A 15470-nucleotide genomic window follows, 5' to 3' on the forward strand; every position below is an offset into this window, starting at 1 on the left:
TTATGGTGTATAAAAGATAGAGACCCAAAACAGGTTCAAAGGAAGGTCCTTTCCTTTGTGTGCCTATCATAACATACCCCCCCCGGTGTCAAGACCCAATTTCAAATTTTCCCTTTTTTCTTTATTTTCTTTAGTTCGTGTGCTCTAACTTTGGGTGCGGGGGATTTGGAGGCAAAGAAAAAGCCCGGAAAGGCACGTCTTTCCGAGCTTTTTTGAAAACTTTTTGGGAAAAATCAGCGCTTGGAGAACTGGGGAGCGCGGCGGGCAGCCTTGAGGCCGTACTTCTTGCGCTCCTTCATGCGAGGATCGCGGGTCAGGTAGCCGGCCTTCTTGAGCACAGCGCGGTTCTCGTCGCTCTGCTGCAGCATGGCGCGGCTGATGCCGTGACGGATGGCGCCGGCCTGGCCGGACACACCGCCGCCGTTGACGCGGACCACCACGTCGTACTTATCCTCAACGCCCAGCAGCACCAGGGGAGCGCGGACGATCAGCTTCAGGGTCTCCAGACCAAAGTAGTTGTCCAGATCGCGGTCGTTGATGGTGATCTTGCCGGTGCCGGCGTACACGCGGACGCGGGCAACAGAATCTTTACGACGACCAGTGCCGTAGAAATAAGGTTTGGTTTCGTACATATTCGATTGCCTCCTTCTTAGAACTCGATCTTCTCGGGCTTCTGTGCAGCGTGGGCGTGCTCAGCACCCTTGTAGCAGTGCAGGCGGGTCAGAGCCTTGGCACCGATGGTGTTGGACGGGATCATGCCCTTGATGGCATAGGTCATGGCCAGGTTGCTGTTCTCAGCCATCAGCTTCTTGTACTGGACCTTCTTCAGGCCGCCGATGTAGGCAGAGTGGGTGATGTGGAACTTCTGCTCGGCCTTCTTGCCGGTCAGAACGGCCTGGTCGCAGTTGATGACCACGACAAAGTCACCGCAATCCACGTTGGGGGTAAAATCGACCTTCTGCTTGCCACGCAGCAGAACGGCAGCCTCGGCTGCGACGCGGCCCAGCGGCTTGCCGGCGGCGTCGAGCAGGTACCACTTGCGCTCCACTTCAGCGGGCTTCACGAGAGTAGTGCTCATATATATTTCCTCCTGATAAGCATTCACAACAGTTCAGGCGCCGGGTGGGGCGCGAAAGATAGTATATACCATCAAAAGCCGCCTGTCAACACGATTTTTTGTTTTTTTCAGCTCAAATCCATCCAGCTTTCAAAATCTCTTGATTTCTCTTGAATCCTCTTTGGATCTCACATCGCATTTTTATTTTTTCCGGACAGGGTTTTCTTTGCCGGGCGCTGTAAATCCGCCGTGATTTATGCTATACTATAAAGTACGCTGCGTTTTGCGCATAGTATCTGTAACAAAGGAGATTTACCAGAATGCCCAGAGAGATCGACCGCCAGGCCGCCGCCCAAAAGCGGTCTTCCCGTCTGCTGATCGGGATGGCCGCGTTCATCTTCATCGGTGTTGCGGTGTATGGGGTGCTGCTGTTCCTCACCAGCCGGCGCACCCCCGCCCACCCGGACACCTATTATGCCGGCGAGAACGGCGTAGCCGTCTACTATGAATCAGCGGTCTGGCCGGTCTGCCATATGACCCAGGACCCCACGTTGGGGCAGGTGCTGGAACTGGCCTCCAGCGATGACCCCGAGGATGACCAGTACCAGGTCGTGCTGTTCCAGCGGGGGGACCCTTCTACTTACCCGGACTTCATTGCCAAAAGCGAGGAGGATCTGCGGGCCAGCTATGGCTTCATCAGTCCCAGAGATATCACCATCCAGGTCGAGGGGGCCCAGGTGGAGGCGGTCCGCTGTGACATCCAGGCCTACTATGCCGTGCTGGCCACCATCACCTATGACAGCGGGGACGTGGTCTACGTCTCTGCCCTCACCCGGCTGGCCTCCATCAGCGACGTGCTCAACCTGATCGAAAGCGTGACCCTGGCATGAGCGAACAAAAGGCAATGCAGCGCCTGGCCGGCCTGATGCGCAAGGCGGTACAGGATTACGAGATGCTGGCCCCCGGGGACCGGGTGCTTGTGGGGGTATCCGGCGGCAAGGACAGCGTGGCCCTGACGGTGGGCCTGGCTCTGCTGCGGGAGTACATCGGCTTTGACTACCAGCTGTACGCGGTCACCCTGGACCCCCAGTTCGGCCGCCAGCCCGGGGATTACAGCCAGCTGGCCAGCCTGATGGAGCGCTGCGGCATCCCCTACCAGGTGCGCCGCACCGACATCGGCCCGGTGGTGTTCGAGGAGCGGCAGGAGAAGAACCCCTGCGCCCTCTGCGCCAAGCTGCGGCGGGGCGCGCTGCACACGGCGGCCCAGCAGCTGGGGTGCAACAAGGTGGCCCTGGGCCATCACCTGGATGACGCCATCGAGACCTTTTATATGAACCTGTGGCAGGAAGGGCGGATCGGCTGCTTTTCCCCGGTCACCTACCTGTCCCGGCGGGACCTGACCTTGATCCGGCCCATGCTGCTGGCCACCGAGGCCGAGGTGAAAGCCGCCGTCTATGAGGAGGGGCTGCCCATCGTCAAAAGCTGCTGTCCCGCCGACGGCGCCACCACCCGCCAGCACACCAAGGACTTTGTCCAGGAGCGCTGCCGCACCGACCACGCCTTCCGCCAAAAGACCCTGCACGCCCTGCAGGAGAGCGGCATCGACGGCTGGCGGCCCCTGCACACCGGGCGGGGCTCCTTTACCATCAAGCAGCAGCAAGACTGAGAGGCGGAATCTATGCAACAACCCTTTGAGCGGCACGTCTGGGCCGAGATCGACCTGGACGCGCTGCGCCACAATTTCCAAGCCACACAACAGCGGGCCGGGGGGATGCCCCTGTGCGCCATCGTCAAGGCCGACGCCTACGGCCACGGCGCCGTCCGCTGCGCCCAGGCTTTCGCCCAGGCGGGGGCGGCCTGGCTGGCGGTGAGCCGTCTGGGGGAGGCCCTGGAGCTGCGGCGGGCCGGCGTGGAACTGCCCATCCTGATCCTGGGCCGCACCGAGGCGCAGTTTGCCGCCGTCCTGGCCCAAAACCGGATCACCCAGTGCTGCTATTCCCTGCCCTACGCCGTCTCCCTGTCCCAAGCGGCCTGCGCGGCAGGGGTGCGGGTCCAGATCCACCTGAAAGCGGATACCGGCATGGGCCGGATCGGCTTTGCCCTGCGCACCGATTTTGACGCCGCCATCCGGGAAATGGTGCAGGCCGCCAGCCTGCCCGGCCTGGAGATGACCGGCCTGTTCCAGCATTTTGCCGCCGCCGACGAGCTGGGCGCTGACAGCCAGGCCTATACCCGGCAGCAGCACGCCCTCTTTGTGCAGGCTTTTGAGGCGCTGCGGCAGGCCGGGCACGAGCCCGCCCTGGTGCACTGTGACAACTCGGCCGGCACCCTGCTGCATCCCGATTGGCCCCAGGGGCTGCCCCGGCAGCGCTGCATGGGCCGACCCGGCATCATTCTGTACGGCTATCCCCCCAGCGAGGAGGTCGGTTTCGACCAGCTGCGCCCCGTCATGACCCTCAAAACGGTGGTGAGCATGGTCAAGGAGGTGCAGCCCGGCCAGTCGGTCAGCTATGGGCGGCGGTTCACCGCCCGGCAGCCCACCCGGGCCGCCACCCTCTGCGCCGGCTATGCCGACGGTTACCCCCGGCTGCTGAGCGAGGGCAAAGGGGTGGTGGACCTGCACGGCTTCCCCTGCCCGGTGCTGGGCCGTGTGTGCATGGACCAGATGCTGGTGGACGTGTCCGCCGTGCCGCAGGTGGCCGAGGGAGACGAAGCCGTCCTGTGGGGCGGAGGCTTTGCCGGGGACACCGCCCAGACCATCGCCCAAAAGACCGGCACCATCTCGTATGAGGTGCTGTGCGGGGTCGCCCGCAGGGTGCCCCGGGTCTATCTGGAGCAGGGCCGGCCCATCGCCATCGACGACCATCTGAACAGCTAGGGTGTATCTGAGAAGTCAAACATGCTGAGATATTCGCCAAAAAGTGCCAGCTGCAAGGCGCATGAGCGCTGCACTCCTCCATGGAATGCAAGCGAATGCAACGCAGCAGATGGGGCTTTTTGGTAGAATAGAACAGCGTGGGGGAGTTTTCAGATACACCCTAAACCCCATACCTATGGAGGAACCCATGGCAAACAAAAACATCCGGAATTTTTGCATCATCGCCCATATCGACCACGGCAAATCCACCCTGTCCGACCGCATCCTCGAACTGACCGAGAGCGTGGACGAGCGCACCATGGAGGACCAGATCCTGGACAACATGGACATTGAGCGGGAGCGGGGCATCACCATCAAGGCCCGGGCGGTCACCATGCACTATACCGCCAAAGACGGCCAGGTGTATGAACTGAATCTGATCGACACCCCCGGCCACGTGGACTTCGCCTATGAGGTCAGCCGCAGCCTGGCCGCCTGTGAGGGGGCCATCCTGGTGGTGGACGCCACCCAGGGCGTGGAAGCCCAGACCCTGGCCAACACCTACATGGCCCTGGAGCACGACCTGGAGATCGTGCCGGTGCTGAACAAGATCGACCTGCCCAGCGCCCATCCCGACGAGGTCGCCCAGGAAGTGGAGGACGTGATCGGCCTGCCCTGTCTGGACGCGCCCCGCATCTCGGCCAAGACCGGCCTGAATGTGGGCGACGTGCTGGAGCGGGTGGTGGCCGACATCCCCGCCCCCACCGGCGATCCCGACGCCCCCCTCAAGGCTCTGATCTTCGACAGCGTCTACGACAGCTACAAGGGGGTCATCGTCTATATCCGCGTGTTTGAGGGCACCGTCAAGCCGGGGGACACCATCCTGATGATGGCCACCGGGGCCAAGTTCACCCTGGTGGAGGTGGGCCATATGGGCGCCACCAGCCTCTCCCCCTGCCAGCAGCTGTCCGCGGGCGAGGTCGGTTATCTGACCGCCAGCATCAAGACGGTGCAGGATACCCGCGTAGGCGACACGGTCACTCTGGCCGACCGCCCCACCCCCGAAGCTCTGCCCGGTTACCGGCAGGTCAAGCCGATGGTGTTCTGCGGCATCTATCCCGCCGACGGCAAGCGCTACCCCGACCTGAAAGACGCTCTGGAAAAGCTGCAGCTCAACGACGCCTCTCTGACCTACGAGCCCGAGAACAGCGCCGCTTTGGGCTTTGGTTTCCGGTGCGGCTTTTTGGGTCTGCTGCATATGGAGATCATCACCGAACGGCTGGAACGGGAATTCGACCTGGACCTGGTCACCACCACCCCCGGCGTACAGTATCGCATCACCATGACCGACGGGGAAGTGCGCACCATCTCCAACCCCTCCGAGTACCCCGACCCCTCCCAGATCGCCAGCCAGGAGGAACCCTTTGTGGACGTCCATCTCTACACGCCCAACGACTATGTGGGCGGCCTGATGGACCTGTGCCAGCAAAAACGGGGCGAACTGATCGACATGAAATACCTGGACGATGTGCGGGTCGATCTGCATTATGCCATGCCCCTGGGCGAGATCGTCTATGACTTTTTCGACGCCATCAAGAGCCGCAGCCGGGGCTATGCCAGCTACGACTACGAGTTCAAGGAGTACCGGGAGAGCGATCTGGTGCGGCTGGACTTCCTGCTGGCGGGCGACCCGGTGGACGCTCTGTCCATGATCGTGTTCCGGGACAACGCCTACGCCAAAGGCCGCCGCATCTGCGAAAAGCTGCGGGACAACATCCCCCGCACCCTGTTTGAGATCCCCGTTCAGGCGGCGGTGGGCGGTAAGATCATTGCCCGGGAAACGGTCAAGGCCCTGCGCAAGGACGTGCTGGCCAAGTGCTACGGCGGCGACATCACCCGCAAGAAAAAGCTGCTGGAAAAGCAGAAAGAGGGCAAAAAGAAGATGCGCCAGCTGGGTTCGGTCAGCCTGCCCAGCGAGGCCTTCACCGCCGTGCTCAAGCTGGACAACGACGACGATTGAGCCTCTTTCCCCCTCCCTCAAATGTATGCCAAAGCGGCGCGCCTTTTGGGCGCGCCGCTTTTTTGCCCGCACGCAAAACAATGCGGGGGCCGGCCGTATGGCCGACCCCCGCAGAGGGACCCTATCTTTCGTGACGCAAAAGTTCTTTTGTTTTGGTGCGATCAACAACAGAAGGAATCTCTATTTTCTAGCATTCCTCTTTGCCGCCACATCGGATGGGTGTTTTACCCGAGCGTGCAGGTGGTCTCTGGCACCTGTGCGCCCCTTATATCATCTCCCGGTATGGTGCCCCGGGGGTGTTATAAGTAAAGTCAGGAATTATCAGGCTGCCTTTGCCTTAGTAACAGTCTGAGCAATGGTATAGGCAGCGAAGTAATAGGTCTTACCTTCAGAAGTTTTCACAGAAACCAAGTCACTAATTTCACCAGTGTACTCGTACTTATAAAATTCCTCGCCCTGCTGAACCTTAGCACTCTGAGCTTTCAAATCATTTACAACGTCATCAACCTTCTCGACCAGCATCTCCAGAGCCGCGTCTTCATTCAGAGGATAATTAGTCTCAACGGCAATCGGGGTAGCATAATAAATTTTCTCGAATACAGTGCCATCCGCGATTTTTTCACCGGTAGTAGTAACGTCATCCTTAAAATTACCGCTATCATACGTTTTTCCAAGCTGTTTAGTAAGGTCAATGCTCGTCAGACTTGTAACAGAATCACCTTTAGTCGCCAGATATCCCTTCAGTGCATTGGTCAGTGCAGAACTAGAAGTAAAATTAACCTTTACTTCATTTGTCTTATCCTGTCCATTATTGACTGCGGCCACAATGCCAGTAGTGGTTTCAGGATCGGTAGTGGTGCTGGAAGAAGAACCATCCTTGCAGCCAGCCAGCATGCTGACGGCCATGATGCCGGCCAGCGCCAGAGAAGCAATCTTCTTGAGTTTCATAATGAATTTTTCCTCCTTATGGTGTATAAAAGATAGAGACCCAAAACAGGTTCAAAGGAAGGTCCTTTCCTTTGTGTGCCTATCATAACATACCCCCCCCGGTGTCAAGACCCAATTTCAAATTTTCCCCATTTTTCTTTATTTTATTTAGTTTGGAATCTCTAACTCTGGGGCAGGAGGAGTTTGGGGCAAACGAAAAGCGCCCCGCCAGACGGCAGGGCACTCGTTTGAATTTACAGCTTGCGCCCATCCAGAACGGCTTCCACAAGGGTATCCCCCTGGTAGCACAGCTTGAGGGAGAAAAAGGGCCGCTCCTCCTCCAGCAGGCGGAAAAAGAGCTTGTCCCCCTCCCAGATGGGCAGCTCGGGCACCCGGCTGCGGGGCACCCACTCCAGTACGCCCTCGGCGCTGTCTCCCACGGCCGGCTCGCCCTGCCACTGGTCGGCGGTGAACAGGTGCATATACTCCCCCACCCCGTCCAGCACAAAGGTGATGATGCCCCGGTAGCGCCAGCGGGTCAGGATGACGCCGGTCTCCTCCCGTACTTCCCGCAGCAGGCATTCTTCCGGGCTTTCACAGGGCTCAAATTTGCCCCCTACCCCGATCCATTTGTCGTGGTTGCAGTCGTTCTTCTTTTTGGTGCGGTGCAGCATCAGCCATGCGCCGTCCCGCTCCAGATAGCACAGGGTGGTATTCTGTGCCAGTGCCATACGCTCTCCCTCCCAAAAAGGCGCCCCGCCGGCGCCCAAAAGCCCAGCGGGGCACACTCTGTTTCTCTTTTTTCAGGCCTTGCTGCCCTTGCGGCCGCCGCGGCCCTTGCCCGACTGGTTCAGCTTGCGCACCAGATCGTCCTGATGGCGGCGCTGGGCCGGGGTCTGCCCGTGGGGATACCCTACTTCGTCGGTGTGGGGTGCCGGACGGATGGTGATGTCGTCCACCCGCTCCAAGTTCCACTCCTGGTTTCCTCCCGGCACCTCCAGCCAGATCTGGGCCTGGGCCCCGTTGGAGGTGTTCATCCCCACCAGGTCGATGTACTTGTTTGCCAGGGCGCTGCGGATGCGTGTGCGCCCGTTGCGCAGCGGTTCCAGGATCCAGCACTGGCTCAGGCCGCTGGTGCGGCTCCACTGGTGCAGCCAGGTGCCCTCCACTACGCCGTCCTGGACCAGGTCGATCATCTTGCCGGTAAAGCGGTTCTGGATCCGCCAACGGCCCTCTCCTGCGTCCACAAAGCGCCACTGCTGCCACGGATGGCCCGCATAATCCCACAGCTGGATGAACGCACCGTTGGCCGTGCTGAAATCCTTGACCTCCAGCACCTTGCCGTTGGGCGCTTTGATGAGGTAGTATTCGTTCTCCGATAAAACGACCTGCGATGCCCGTGCCATAATGACCTCTCCTTTCGTTGAGCATAGTTCAGGCTTTGTACTTTTTATAATAGCACAGAATGGCGCTGGCAACAAGTACAGTTTTTCATAAAATTCTCTAAAGTTTTTATAAATTTCATGTCAACGCTTCAGAACAGGCCGGGCAGCCGGTCTGCCAGCGTCCAGCCGGCGGCAAACGATATCCCGTTGGCCCCCAGGCTGTAAAGCCAGGGATGCGGTTTTTGGCCTTCGGGCCAGGGCAGGCGCCGGGCGTAGACGCAGCCTTCCGCCGCAAACACCGCCAGCTCCAGCGGGACATAGGCCAGCCCTGCCAGCATGGGCCCTGCAAAATAGGCGCAGAGATTGAGCAGCAGGTTGAGAGCCAGCTGCGTGACCAGGTTTACCCGGAGGATCAGGACCAGCTGGTCACGGCGATGCAGTCCAAACAACAGTCCGCCCGCCGCCGTCTCGATCAGGATGGTCAGGGCCGCCCGCGCCAAAAGCCCCTGCACCTCCCCCGCATAGTCATAGCTGGACCGCACGGTCAGGCTCTCCCCCGCAGCCGTCACGGTGAAATGGCTGTCGAACGCATAGCGGCTCACCGGCTGGCTGCTGCGCAGGCAGCGGCCCTCCTCCGGCAGCCAGACCAGAATGTAAAACGTCTCGGGTGGATAATAGCTCCACACAAACCGCCCCGTCTCAGTGCAGTCGGCATAGTTCCCCAAAAAATACCACCCCTCCGGCGCCGGATAGGCGGCAAAGGCTTCCCATGCCTCCGGGTCCCCCTTCCAGTCCAGGTATTCTTCTTCCGCTGACCAGGGCCCATATTGGGCGACATTGCCCAGCAGGGTCGCATAATAGCGCCGCCCCTCCAGCCCCTGAAAGACCACTTCCACCGAGGGCTTGGGCCCCACATCCGCCCCGGCGGGCAGCGCCAGCCCTGCCGCCAGCGCCAGCAGCAGGCAAACCATCCCCCAGACCCGCCGGCCCTTTTTCCAAACCGTCATCCTGTCCGCCTCCTTTTGGCAAAAATCTCCTTTGGAAGAATACGCGCCGGGCGGCCGGATCATTGCGCATTTTCTCATTTGTTTTCATCCCGCGCACAGGGCCGCCGGATTTTCGGCTTGCCGCCGGGGATGGTGTCCTTTGCAGGCGCACACATTTTCAGCTCCGCCCGAATATGAAAATATTAACCGCTTTTTCGCGATTCACTTTCCTGATTATACTTTTATTCAGGCATATCCTTCCATTATTTCAGCATTCAGCCCCATTGACTTTATCGTCCGGCTGCGGTATAGTAGTGTTGCGGAAGGGTGTTCACCCCTTCCGGATGTAAAAGGAAACAAGGCGCGGGCTTTTGTCCGGCCTGTTATAAAAAGGCCCTTCGGGGCCGCAAAATTCAGAAAGTGGAGGTTTGCACATGTTGTACTGTTACATTTTGGGCTGTGGTATTGCCTGTCTGATCTTCACCGGCATCAGCAGCATGGACACCGTTGATGTCAAGCCGGTCGAGGTAGCCGTCAAGACGCTGCTGTGGCCGGTGGCACTGGTGGCTCGTCTGGCCCGCAGCAGCGGTCCGTCGATGAAGATGCGCGCAGCCCGCTGAACCCAGCGCAAACAATACCCCTGGGTGTATCCGAGAAGTCAAACATGCTGAGATATTCGCCAGAAAGTGCCAGATGCAAGGCGCATGAGCGCAGCACTCCTTTGTGGAATGCAAGCGAATGCAACGCAGCAGATGGCGCTTTTTGGTAGAATAGAACAGTATGGAGGAATTTTCGGATACACCCCAAGCAAACGAAAGCCGCCGCCTCCGGAAGAGATCCGGGGGCGGCGGCCTTTTGGTTCATCTCCTCAGTCCGCCCGCCGGTAGCGGATGGGCTCGTCGTAGCCGAAGGTGGGCTTGCCCTGCACCTCCATCTTTTCGCTCACTTCCAGGCAGTCGCTGGAGAAGCGCTCATACAGGGTGAAGGTGAGCACCGGGCTGAAATGGCTGACGCTGCCGCCCTCCCATACGCCGTCCCGCTCCACATACAGCGCGGGGGTAAACTTGGCCGAGGGCTGGAGGCTGGCGTAATCCAGCCGGCCGATCTGGTCATAGACAAAGTTGTCCTTGGTATAGCCCTGGGGCAGCTCGTAGGAGGTCAGGCGGATCCCCTCCGGTTCCTCCGTGAAAAGGAACAGGTGGTGGGAAGCGCTGGTGTGGAATTTCCGCTCGGCTCCGCTCTGGGCGCTGGCCGTGGTGTAGTAGCTCTCCTCCACCATAAAGACGCCGGCAAAGTCCGCAGGCAGACCGTTGATCTTCTGGTTGCAGACCGTGTTGACGTGCTCGGCATAGGGGAAGGACAGCCCTTCCTTCTGCTTTTCCTGGTATTGTGCGTCGTTGTTGAACCTGCCCGTCAGCAGGCTGACAAATTCTTCCAAACGGGACATGGCGATCCTCTCCTTTGCAGGTCCTCTTTGGTTTGCCTGAAGATACCCCTTTGGGGGCGGATTGTCAAGGTATTTCATGAAATGTTTACAGAAGCCCCCTTCCCACCCCCATAAAATGGCAAAAAGGCCTGTATTTTTCCTGCAAGTATGTTATACTGATAGAAACGAAACCCGGGCCCGGCCCGGCGAAAAGCGAGGTAGATGGATCATGAAGGAATACGCATTCGGCATCGATCTGGGCGGCACCACCGCCAAGGTCGGTCTGTTCACCACCAGCGGCCAGCTGGTGGAAAAGTGGGAAGTTCCCACCGACACATCGGAGCAGGGCGTCCGCATCCTGCCCAATCTGGCGGCAGCCGTGCAGGCCAAAATGCAGGAAAAGGGCCTGACCTCCGACCAGGTCGAAGGGGTGGGCATCGGCGTGCCCGGCCCCGTGCAGGAGTCCAGTGTGGTGCCCATCGTCTGCGCCAATCTGGGCGGCTGGGGCCAGCAGGATGTGGCGGCCAACCTCTCCGCCCTGCTGGGCGGCATCCGGGTGATGGTGGGCAACGACGCCAACGTTGCGGCCCTGGGTGAGATCTGGATGGGCGCGGCCAAAGGCTGCCGCAGCGCCGTCATGGTCACCCTGGGCACCGGCGTGGGCGGCGGCGTCATCGTCAACGGCAAGGTGATCGACGGCGCCCACGGAGCGGGCGGCGAGATCGGCCACATCACCGTCAACCCCCATGAGACCGCCACCTGCGGCTGCGGCAAGCACGGCTGTCTGGAGCAGTATTCCAGCGCCACCGGCGTGGTGCGGTGCATGAAGCTGCTGCTGGAGGCCAACCCCGACCAGCCCTGCGTGCTGCGCGGCAGGGACTTTGCAGCCAAGGACGTCTTTGACGCCGCCCGGGCCGGGGACGCTCTGGCCGCCCGCGAGGTGGACGAGATGGCCAACGTGCTGGGCCTGGCCCTGGCCACCATTGCAGCCACGGCCGACCCCGAGGTGTTCCTGGTGGGCGGCGGCGTGGCCCGGGCCGGCGAGGTGCTGTTCAAGCCCCTGGCCGAGCACTACAAGACCTACGCCTTCAAGTCCTGCCGGGAGACTCCCATCAAGCAGGCCAGCCTGGGCAACGACGCCGGCATCTACGGCGCCGTCCGTCTGATCGTGGGCGCCTGAGCCGCCCTTTTCCCCGCGTCCATCCAACCATGAAAAGGAGTGTGTCGTGTTATGCTGAACGTTCTGAAAAAAGCATTCTGGGTCCCCTACGAACCCGCCGATGTTTACCCCACCGTCCAGAAAGCGCATCAGGCCATCGCCGCCTACTGCGAGAAAAACGGCCTCTCCTGCACCTTCCCCGGTGACGACGAGGTTCTCATCGACGAAAAGCTCTATGAGATCTACCGCGGATACGAGAGCGGGAGCCGGGGCAATTACGGCGTCAAGTGCCGTGAAAAATAACTCTTTGGCAGCATAGCAAACAGCCGCCGCCCTTCTTACCGAAAGGCGGCGGCTGTTGTTTTGTTTCGCTTGTTATTTTGCGTACTCTACGGCGCGGCTCTCGCGGATGACATTGACCTTGATCTGGCCGGGATAGTCCAGGCTGTCCTCGATCTTCTTGGCCACGGCCCGCGCCAGCAGGATCACCTGATCGTCCTTGACCACGTCGGGCTTGACCATGATGCGCACCTCGCGGCCTGCCTGGACGGCAAAGGCCTGCTCCACCCCTTCAAAGCCGGAGGCGATCTCCTCTAGATTCTCCAGGCGGCGGACATAGCTCTCCACGTTCTCGCGGCGGGCGCCGGGACGGGCCGCGCTGATGGCGTCGGCTGCCTGCACGATGAAAGCCAGGGCCGTCTTGGGCTCCACATCCCCGTGGTGGGCTTCCACCGCATGGATGATCTGGCTGTTTTCCTTGTACTTACGGCAGATATCCACGCCGATCTGGACGTGGCTGCCCTCGATCTCATGGTCCAGGGCCTTGCCGATGTCATGCAGCAGGCCGGCGCGGCGGGCCATGGTGACATTCACGCCCAACTCGCTGGCCAGCAGTCCGGCCAGCCAGGCCACTTCCATGCTGTGGACCAGGGCGTTCTGGCCAAAACTGGTGCGGTACTTCAGGCGGCCGATCAGCTTGACCAGATCGGGGTGCAGGCCATGGACGCCCAGCTCCATGACAGCCCGCTCGCCCTCTTTCTTCATCTGTACTTCCAGCTCGCGGCGGCACTTCTCCACCGTCTCCTCGATGCGGGCGGGATGGATACGGCCGTCGCCCACCAGGCGCTCCAGGGTCATGCGGGCCACTTCGCGCCGGGTCTGGTCAAAGGAGGACAGGGTGATGGCCTCGGGGGTATCGTCGATGATCAGGTCCACGCCGGTGGCCGTCTCCAAGGCGCGGATATTGCGGCCCTCGCGGCCAATGATCCGGCCTTTCATCTCGTCGCTGGGCAGGGGCACCACCGTGACGGTGGTCTCGCTGGCATGGTCGGCGGCGCAGCGGCTGATGGCCTGGGCGATCATGTCCCGGGCGATGTTCTCACACTCGTCCTTCAGGTCGGACTCATAGGTGGCCACCCGCAGGGCCTTTTCGTGCACCAGCTCCTCGTCCACCTTGTTCAGCAGCACTTCCCGGGCGTCGGCCTGGCTCAGGCCGGCCAGGGTCTCCAGCCGCTCCATCTGCTTGGCGCGCAGAGCGTCGGCCTCGGCCAGGTGTTCCTCGGCTTCGGCCATCTTCTTTTTGACGTCCTCTTCCCGCTTTTCCAGCGCCTCGGTCTTTTTATCCAGGGCGTTTTCCTTCTGGTCGATGCGGTTTTCCTGCCGGCTGATCTCAGCCCGGCGCTGTTTGATCTCCTTGTCGGCCTCGGCCTTCTGGGCGTCTACCTCCGCCTTCATGCGGAACACTTCGTCCTTGGCTTCCAGGATGGCTTCCTTCTTTTTCTGGGTGGCGGTCTTGATCGCTTCGTTCACCAGCCGGGTCGCCTCGGCCTCGGCGCTGCCGATCTGGGCCTCAGCGGTCTTTTTGCGGTAGCTGAACCCCGCAAAAAAGCCCGCCGCTCCACCGGCAGCAAGAACGACGATAGCGATCACGACACATAAGATGATCGTGGTCGTATTCATTGTTTCATTCTCCTCAAAAATACAAACTTTTGGGGACGCTGCGGCAGAGCGCGGGCATAATCCGATTTTATCTATAAGTGAGCCTTTGATCAAAAAACACAACAAAACCGCACACAGACCAAGGCCGGCGTGCGGGTCGGCGGCTTCCATTTTACAGTATCAAGCTTATAAATATAAACGAGCGGCTATACACTCGGTTCCGTCTGGGGGCGAAAGCCCTGCAAGCAGCATCCGCGGGGGCGCGCCGCCGCCCGCGCCAACCGGCGGGGCACAGCAGCACGCTGCCCAGCAAAGGGGCGCTCGGGCTGCCCATGCAGTCCAAAGACCCCGTTGTCTATCTATGTATTAGTTTACGAAACATCCGCTGGATTGTCAAGTGGAAGGGGGCGAAACCATGCAGGATTTTTTTACATTTTCCCGCGGCGGAGAGCGGCGCCCCTCCTGGCGGTTGCAATGGAGGCGCGGAACGTGTATATTTAAGGGAGATTTTTCAGGTGTATCCGTCAGGCGTGCCCGCCTTTCCCGGATACGCCCCGGGGGATTGCCCCAAAAGGAGATTGAACGATGGAAAAGAACAGCCGGACCTATCAGGCCTATGTACAGATCTTGAAAGAAGAGCTGATCCCTGCCATGGGCTGCACCGAGCCCATCGCCATTGCCTATGCCGCCGCCAAGGCGCGGGAGGTGCTGGATGCCATGCCCGACCGGGTGGAGATCGGGGTCAGCAGCAACATCATCAAAAACGTCAAAAGCGTGGTGGTGCCCAACACCGACGGCCTGAAGGGCATCGAAGCGGCGGCCGCCGCCGGCATCGTGGGAGGCCAGGCCGACAAGGCCCTCGAGGTCATCTCGTCCGTGACCAGCGAGCAGAAAGCCCGGCTGCGCCCGTTTCTGGCGCAGGTGCCCATGCACATCCAGCCGGTGGACAACGGCGTCATCTTTGATATCATCCTGACGGTGTACGCCGGCCCCCACAGCGCCCGGGTCCGCATCGCCCAGTACCACACCAACATCGTATCCATCGAAAAGGACGGGCAGGTGCTGCTGGACCGGCAGCAGGCCCTGACCGCCGGCGGCTGCGCCGAGGCTCCCTCCGAGGCCGGCCTGACCGACAAGAGCCTTTTGACCATCGCGGATATCCTGGACTTTGCCGACAGCTGCGAGCTGGATGACATCCGCCCGGTGCTGGACACCCAGATCCAGTACAACACCCAGATCTCGGAGGAGGGGCTGCTGGGCGACTACGGGGCCAACATCGGTTCCACCATGCTGAAATTCTACGGCGACGACGTCCGCAACCGGGCCATCGCCAAGGCGGCAGCCGGCTCGGATGCCCGGATGAGCGGCTGTGAGCTGCCGGTGGTCATCAACTCGGGCAGCGGCAACCAGGGCATCACGGTGTCGGTGCCCGTCATCGAGTACGCCAAGGCCCTGGCCGTTCCCAAAGACCGGCTCTACCGGGCGCTGGCCGTCTCCAACCTCATCGCCATCCATGAAAAGAGCGGCATCGGGCGCCTGTCGGCCTATTGCGGCGCCGTGAGCGCCGGGTGTGCCGCCGGCTGCGGCATCGCCTACCTGCAGGGGGCGGACTACAAGGCCATCGCCCACACCCTGGTCAATGCGCTGGCCATCGTGTCGGGCATCATCTGCGACGGGGCCAAGCCCAGCTGCGCCGCCAAAATCGCGTCCAGCGT

16 protein-coding genes are annotated in these 15470 nt (G+C 60.8%); 8 read left to right on the plus strand and 8 right to left on the minus strand.

The genetic code is table 11. The features are described from left to right. Window positions 1-233: 233 nt before the first annotated feature. Both rpsI and rplM read right to left on the minus strand, forming a co-directional pair. Window positions 234-632 (minus strand): 30S ribosomal protein S9, encoded by a 399-nt coding sequence (gene rpsI / locus B5G12_RS13330; RefSeq protein ID WP_087231667.1) that lies wholly within the window; start codon window positions 630-632, stop codon window positions 234-236. Window positions 633-649: 17 nt separating this feature from the next. Beyond that, window positions 650-1078, minus strand: a complete 429-nt coding sequence (gene rplM / locus B5G12_RS13335) for a 50S ribosomal protein L13 (protein WP_087231670.1) — start codon at window positions 1076-1078, stop codon at window positions 650-652. Between the two features lie 299 nt (window positions 1079-1377). On the opposite strand from rplM, the gene B5G12_RS13340 reads away from it, so the two are divergent. The 4 genes from B5G12_RS13340 (at window position 1378) to lepA (ending at window position 5934) form a co-directional block, all read left to right on the plus strand. Next, a complete protein-coding gene (locus tag B5G12_RS13340) occupies window positions 1378-1947 on the plus strand; it encodes a hypothetical protein (protein ID WP_087325382.1) in 570 nt (189 codons plus the stop codon). Continuing rightward, on the plus strand, window positions 1944-2723 hold the full coding sequence (locus B5G12_RS13345) for a tRNA 2-thiocytidine biosynthesis TtcA family protein (protein ID WP_087231676.1): 780 nt from the start codon (window positions 1944-1946) through the stop codon (window positions 2721-2723). Before B5G12_RS13340 ends, B5G12_RS13345 begins: the two co-directional genes overlap by 4 nt. Before the next feature lie 12 nt (window positions 2724-2735). Then, window positions 2736-3935, plus strand: a complete 1200-nt coding sequence (alr, locus tag B5G12_RS13350; RefSeq protein WP_087231679.1) for an alanine racemase — start codon at window positions 2736-2738, stop codon at window positions 3933-3935. 187 nt (window positions 3936-4122) lie between these two features. Beyond that, entirely contained in the window at window positions 4123-5934 is a 1812-nt protein-coding gene (gene lepA, locus B5G12_RS13355; protein ID WP_087231682.1) for a translation elongation factor 4, read from the plus strand. 321 nt (window positions 5935-6255) lie between these two features. Here lepA and B5G12_RS14845 read toward each other — a convergent pair whose 3' ends face one another. The 4 genes from B5G12_RS14845 to B5G12_RS13375 form a co-directional block, all read right to left on the minus strand. Beyond that, window positions 6256-6882 carry a hypothetical protein gene (locus B5G12_RS14845; protein ID WP_087233606.1) on the minus strand — a complete coding sequence of 209 codons (627 nt, stop codon included), beginning with the start codon at window positions 6880-6882 and terminating at the stop codon, window positions 6256-6258. Window positions 6883-7115: 233 nt separating this feature from the next. Continuing rightward, window positions 7116-7592 (minus strand): NUDIX hydrolase, encoded by a 477-nt coding sequence (locus B5G12_RS13365; RefSeq protein WP_087233609.1) that lies wholly within the window; start codon window positions 7590-7592, stop codon window positions 7116-7118. 72 nt (window positions 7593-7664) lie between these two features. Continuing rightward, on the minus strand, window positions 7665-8267 hold the full coding sequence (locus B5G12_RS13370) for an RICIN domain-containing protein (RefSeq protein ID WP_087233612.1): 603 nt from the start codon (window positions 8265-8267) through the stop codon (window positions 7665-7667). Window positions 8268-8395: 128 nt separating this feature from the next. Then, complete coding sequence (locus tag B5G12_RS13375; protein WP_087233615.1) at window positions 8396-9253, minus strand: hypothetical protein; 858 nt, start codon at window positions 9251-9253, stop codon at window positions 8396-8398. Window positions 9254-9666: 413 nt separating this feature from the next. Between B5G12_RS13375 and B5G12_RS13380 the strand changes: the two genes are divergently transcribed. After that, complete coding sequence (locus B5G12_RS13380; protein ID WP_242956053.1) at window positions 9667-9852, plus strand: hypothetical protein; 186 nt, start codon at window positions 9667-9669, stop codon at window positions 9850-9852. Window positions 9853-10100: 248 nt separating this feature from the next. On the opposite strand, the gene B5G12_RS13385 is transcribed toward B5G12_RS13380, so the two are convergent. Beyond that, window positions 10101-10679, minus strand: a complete 579-nt coding sequence (locus B5G12_RS13385) for a hypothetical protein (RefSeq protein WP_087233618.1) — start codon at window positions 10677-10679, stop codon at window positions 10101-10103. Between the two features lie 208 nt (window positions 10680-10887). On the opposite strand from B5G12_RS13385, the gene B5G12_RS13390 reads away from it, so the two are divergent. Both B5G12_RS13390 and B5G12_RS13395 read left to right on the plus strand, forming a co-directional pair. After that, window positions 10888-11838, plus strand: a complete 951-nt coding sequence (locus B5G12_RS13390) for an ROK family glucokinase (RefSeq protein ID WP_087325383.1) — start codon at window positions 10888-10890, stop codon at window positions 11836-11838. Window positions 11839-11889: 51 nt separating this feature from the next. Beyond that, a complete protein-coding gene (locus B5G12_RS13395) occupies window positions 11890-12120 on the plus strand; it encodes a DUF4318 domain-containing protein (protein WP_087325384.1) in 231 nt (76 codons plus the stop codon). Window positions 12121-12192: 72 nt separating this feature from the next. Here B5G12_RS13395 and rny read toward each other — a convergent pair whose 3' ends face one another. After that, a complete protein-coding gene (rny, locus tag B5G12_RS13400; RefSeq protein WP_087233627.1) occupies window positions 12193-13776 on the minus strand; it encodes a ribonuclease Y in 1584 nt (527 codons plus the stop codon). A gap of 564 nt (window positions 13777-14340) precedes the next feature. Between rny and B5G12_RS13405 the strand changes: the two genes are divergently transcribed. Next, a partial coding sequence (locus tag B5G12_RS13405; RefSeq protein WP_087325385.1) for an L-cysteine desulfidase family protein occupies window positions 14341-15470 on the plus strand: 1130 nt, incomplete at its 3' end.

It is taken from the genome of Faecalibacterium sp. An58 (assembly GCF_002161515.1).
Taxonomy (GTDB): Bacteria; Bacillota; Clostridia; order Oscillospirales; family Ruminococcaceae; genus Faecalibacterium; species Faecalibacterium avium.

Bases quoted from the DNA above. Each gene is read 5' to 3' on its own strand.
- rpsI (WP_087231667.1), bottom strand. From the start codon at position 632: ATGTACGAAACCAAACCTTATTTCTACGGCACTGGTCGTCGTAAAGAT.
- rplM (WP_087231670.1), bottom strand. From the start codon at position 1,078: ATGAGCACTACTCTCGTGAAGCCCGCTGAAGTGGAGCGCAAGTGGTAC.
- B5G12_RS13340 (WP_087325382.1), top strand. From the start codon at position 1,378: ATGCCCAGAGAGATCGACCGCCAGGCCGCCGCCCAAAAGCGGTCTTCC.
- B5G12_RS13345 (WP_087231676.1), top strand. From the start codon at position 1,944: ATGAGCGAACAAAAGGCAATGCAGCGCCTGGCCGGCCTGATGCGCAAG.
- alr (WP_087231679.1), top strand. From the start codon at position 2,736: ATGCAACAACCCTTTGAGCGGCACGTCTGGGCCGAGATCGACCTGGAC.
- lepA (WP_087231682.1), top strand. From the start codon at position 4,123: ATGGCAAACAAAAACATCCGGAATTTTTGCATCATCGCCCATATCGAC.
- B5G12_RS14845 (WP_087233606.1), bottom strand. From the start codon at position 6,882: ATGAAACTCAAGAAGATTGCTTCTCTGGCGCTGGCCGGCATCATGGCC.
- B5G12_RS13365 (WP_087233609.1), bottom strand. From the start codon at position 7,592: ATGGCACTGGCACAGAATACCACCCTGTGCTATCTGGAGCGGGACGGC.
- B5G12_RS13370 (WP_087233612.1), bottom strand. From the start codon at position 8,267: ATGGCACGGGCATCGCAGGTCGTTTTATCGGAGAACGAATACTACCTC.
- B5G12_RS13375 (WP_087233615.1), bottom strand. From the start codon at position 9,253: ATGACGGTTTGGAAAAAGGGCCGGCGGGTCTGGGGGATGGTTTGCCTG.
- B5G12_RS13380 (WP_242956053.1), top strand. From the start codon at position 9,667: ATGTTGTACTGTTACATTTTGGGCTGTGGTATTGCCTGTCTGATCTTC.
- B5G12_RS13385 (WP_087233618.1), bottom strand. From the start codon at position 10,679: ATGTCCCGTTTGGAAGAATTTGTCAGCCTGCTGACGGGCAGGTTCAAC.
- B5G12_RS13390 (WP_087325383.1), top strand. From the start codon at position 10,888: ATGAAGGAATACGCATTCGGCATCGATCTGGGCGGCACCACCGCCAAG.
- B5G12_RS13395 (WP_087325384.1), top strand. From the start codon at position 11,890: ATGCTGAACGTTCTGAAAAAAGCATTCTGGGTCCCCTACGAACCCGCC.
- rny (WP_087233627.1), bottom strand. From the start codon at position 13,776: ATGAATACGACCACGATCATCTTATGTGTCGTGATCGCTATCGTCGTT.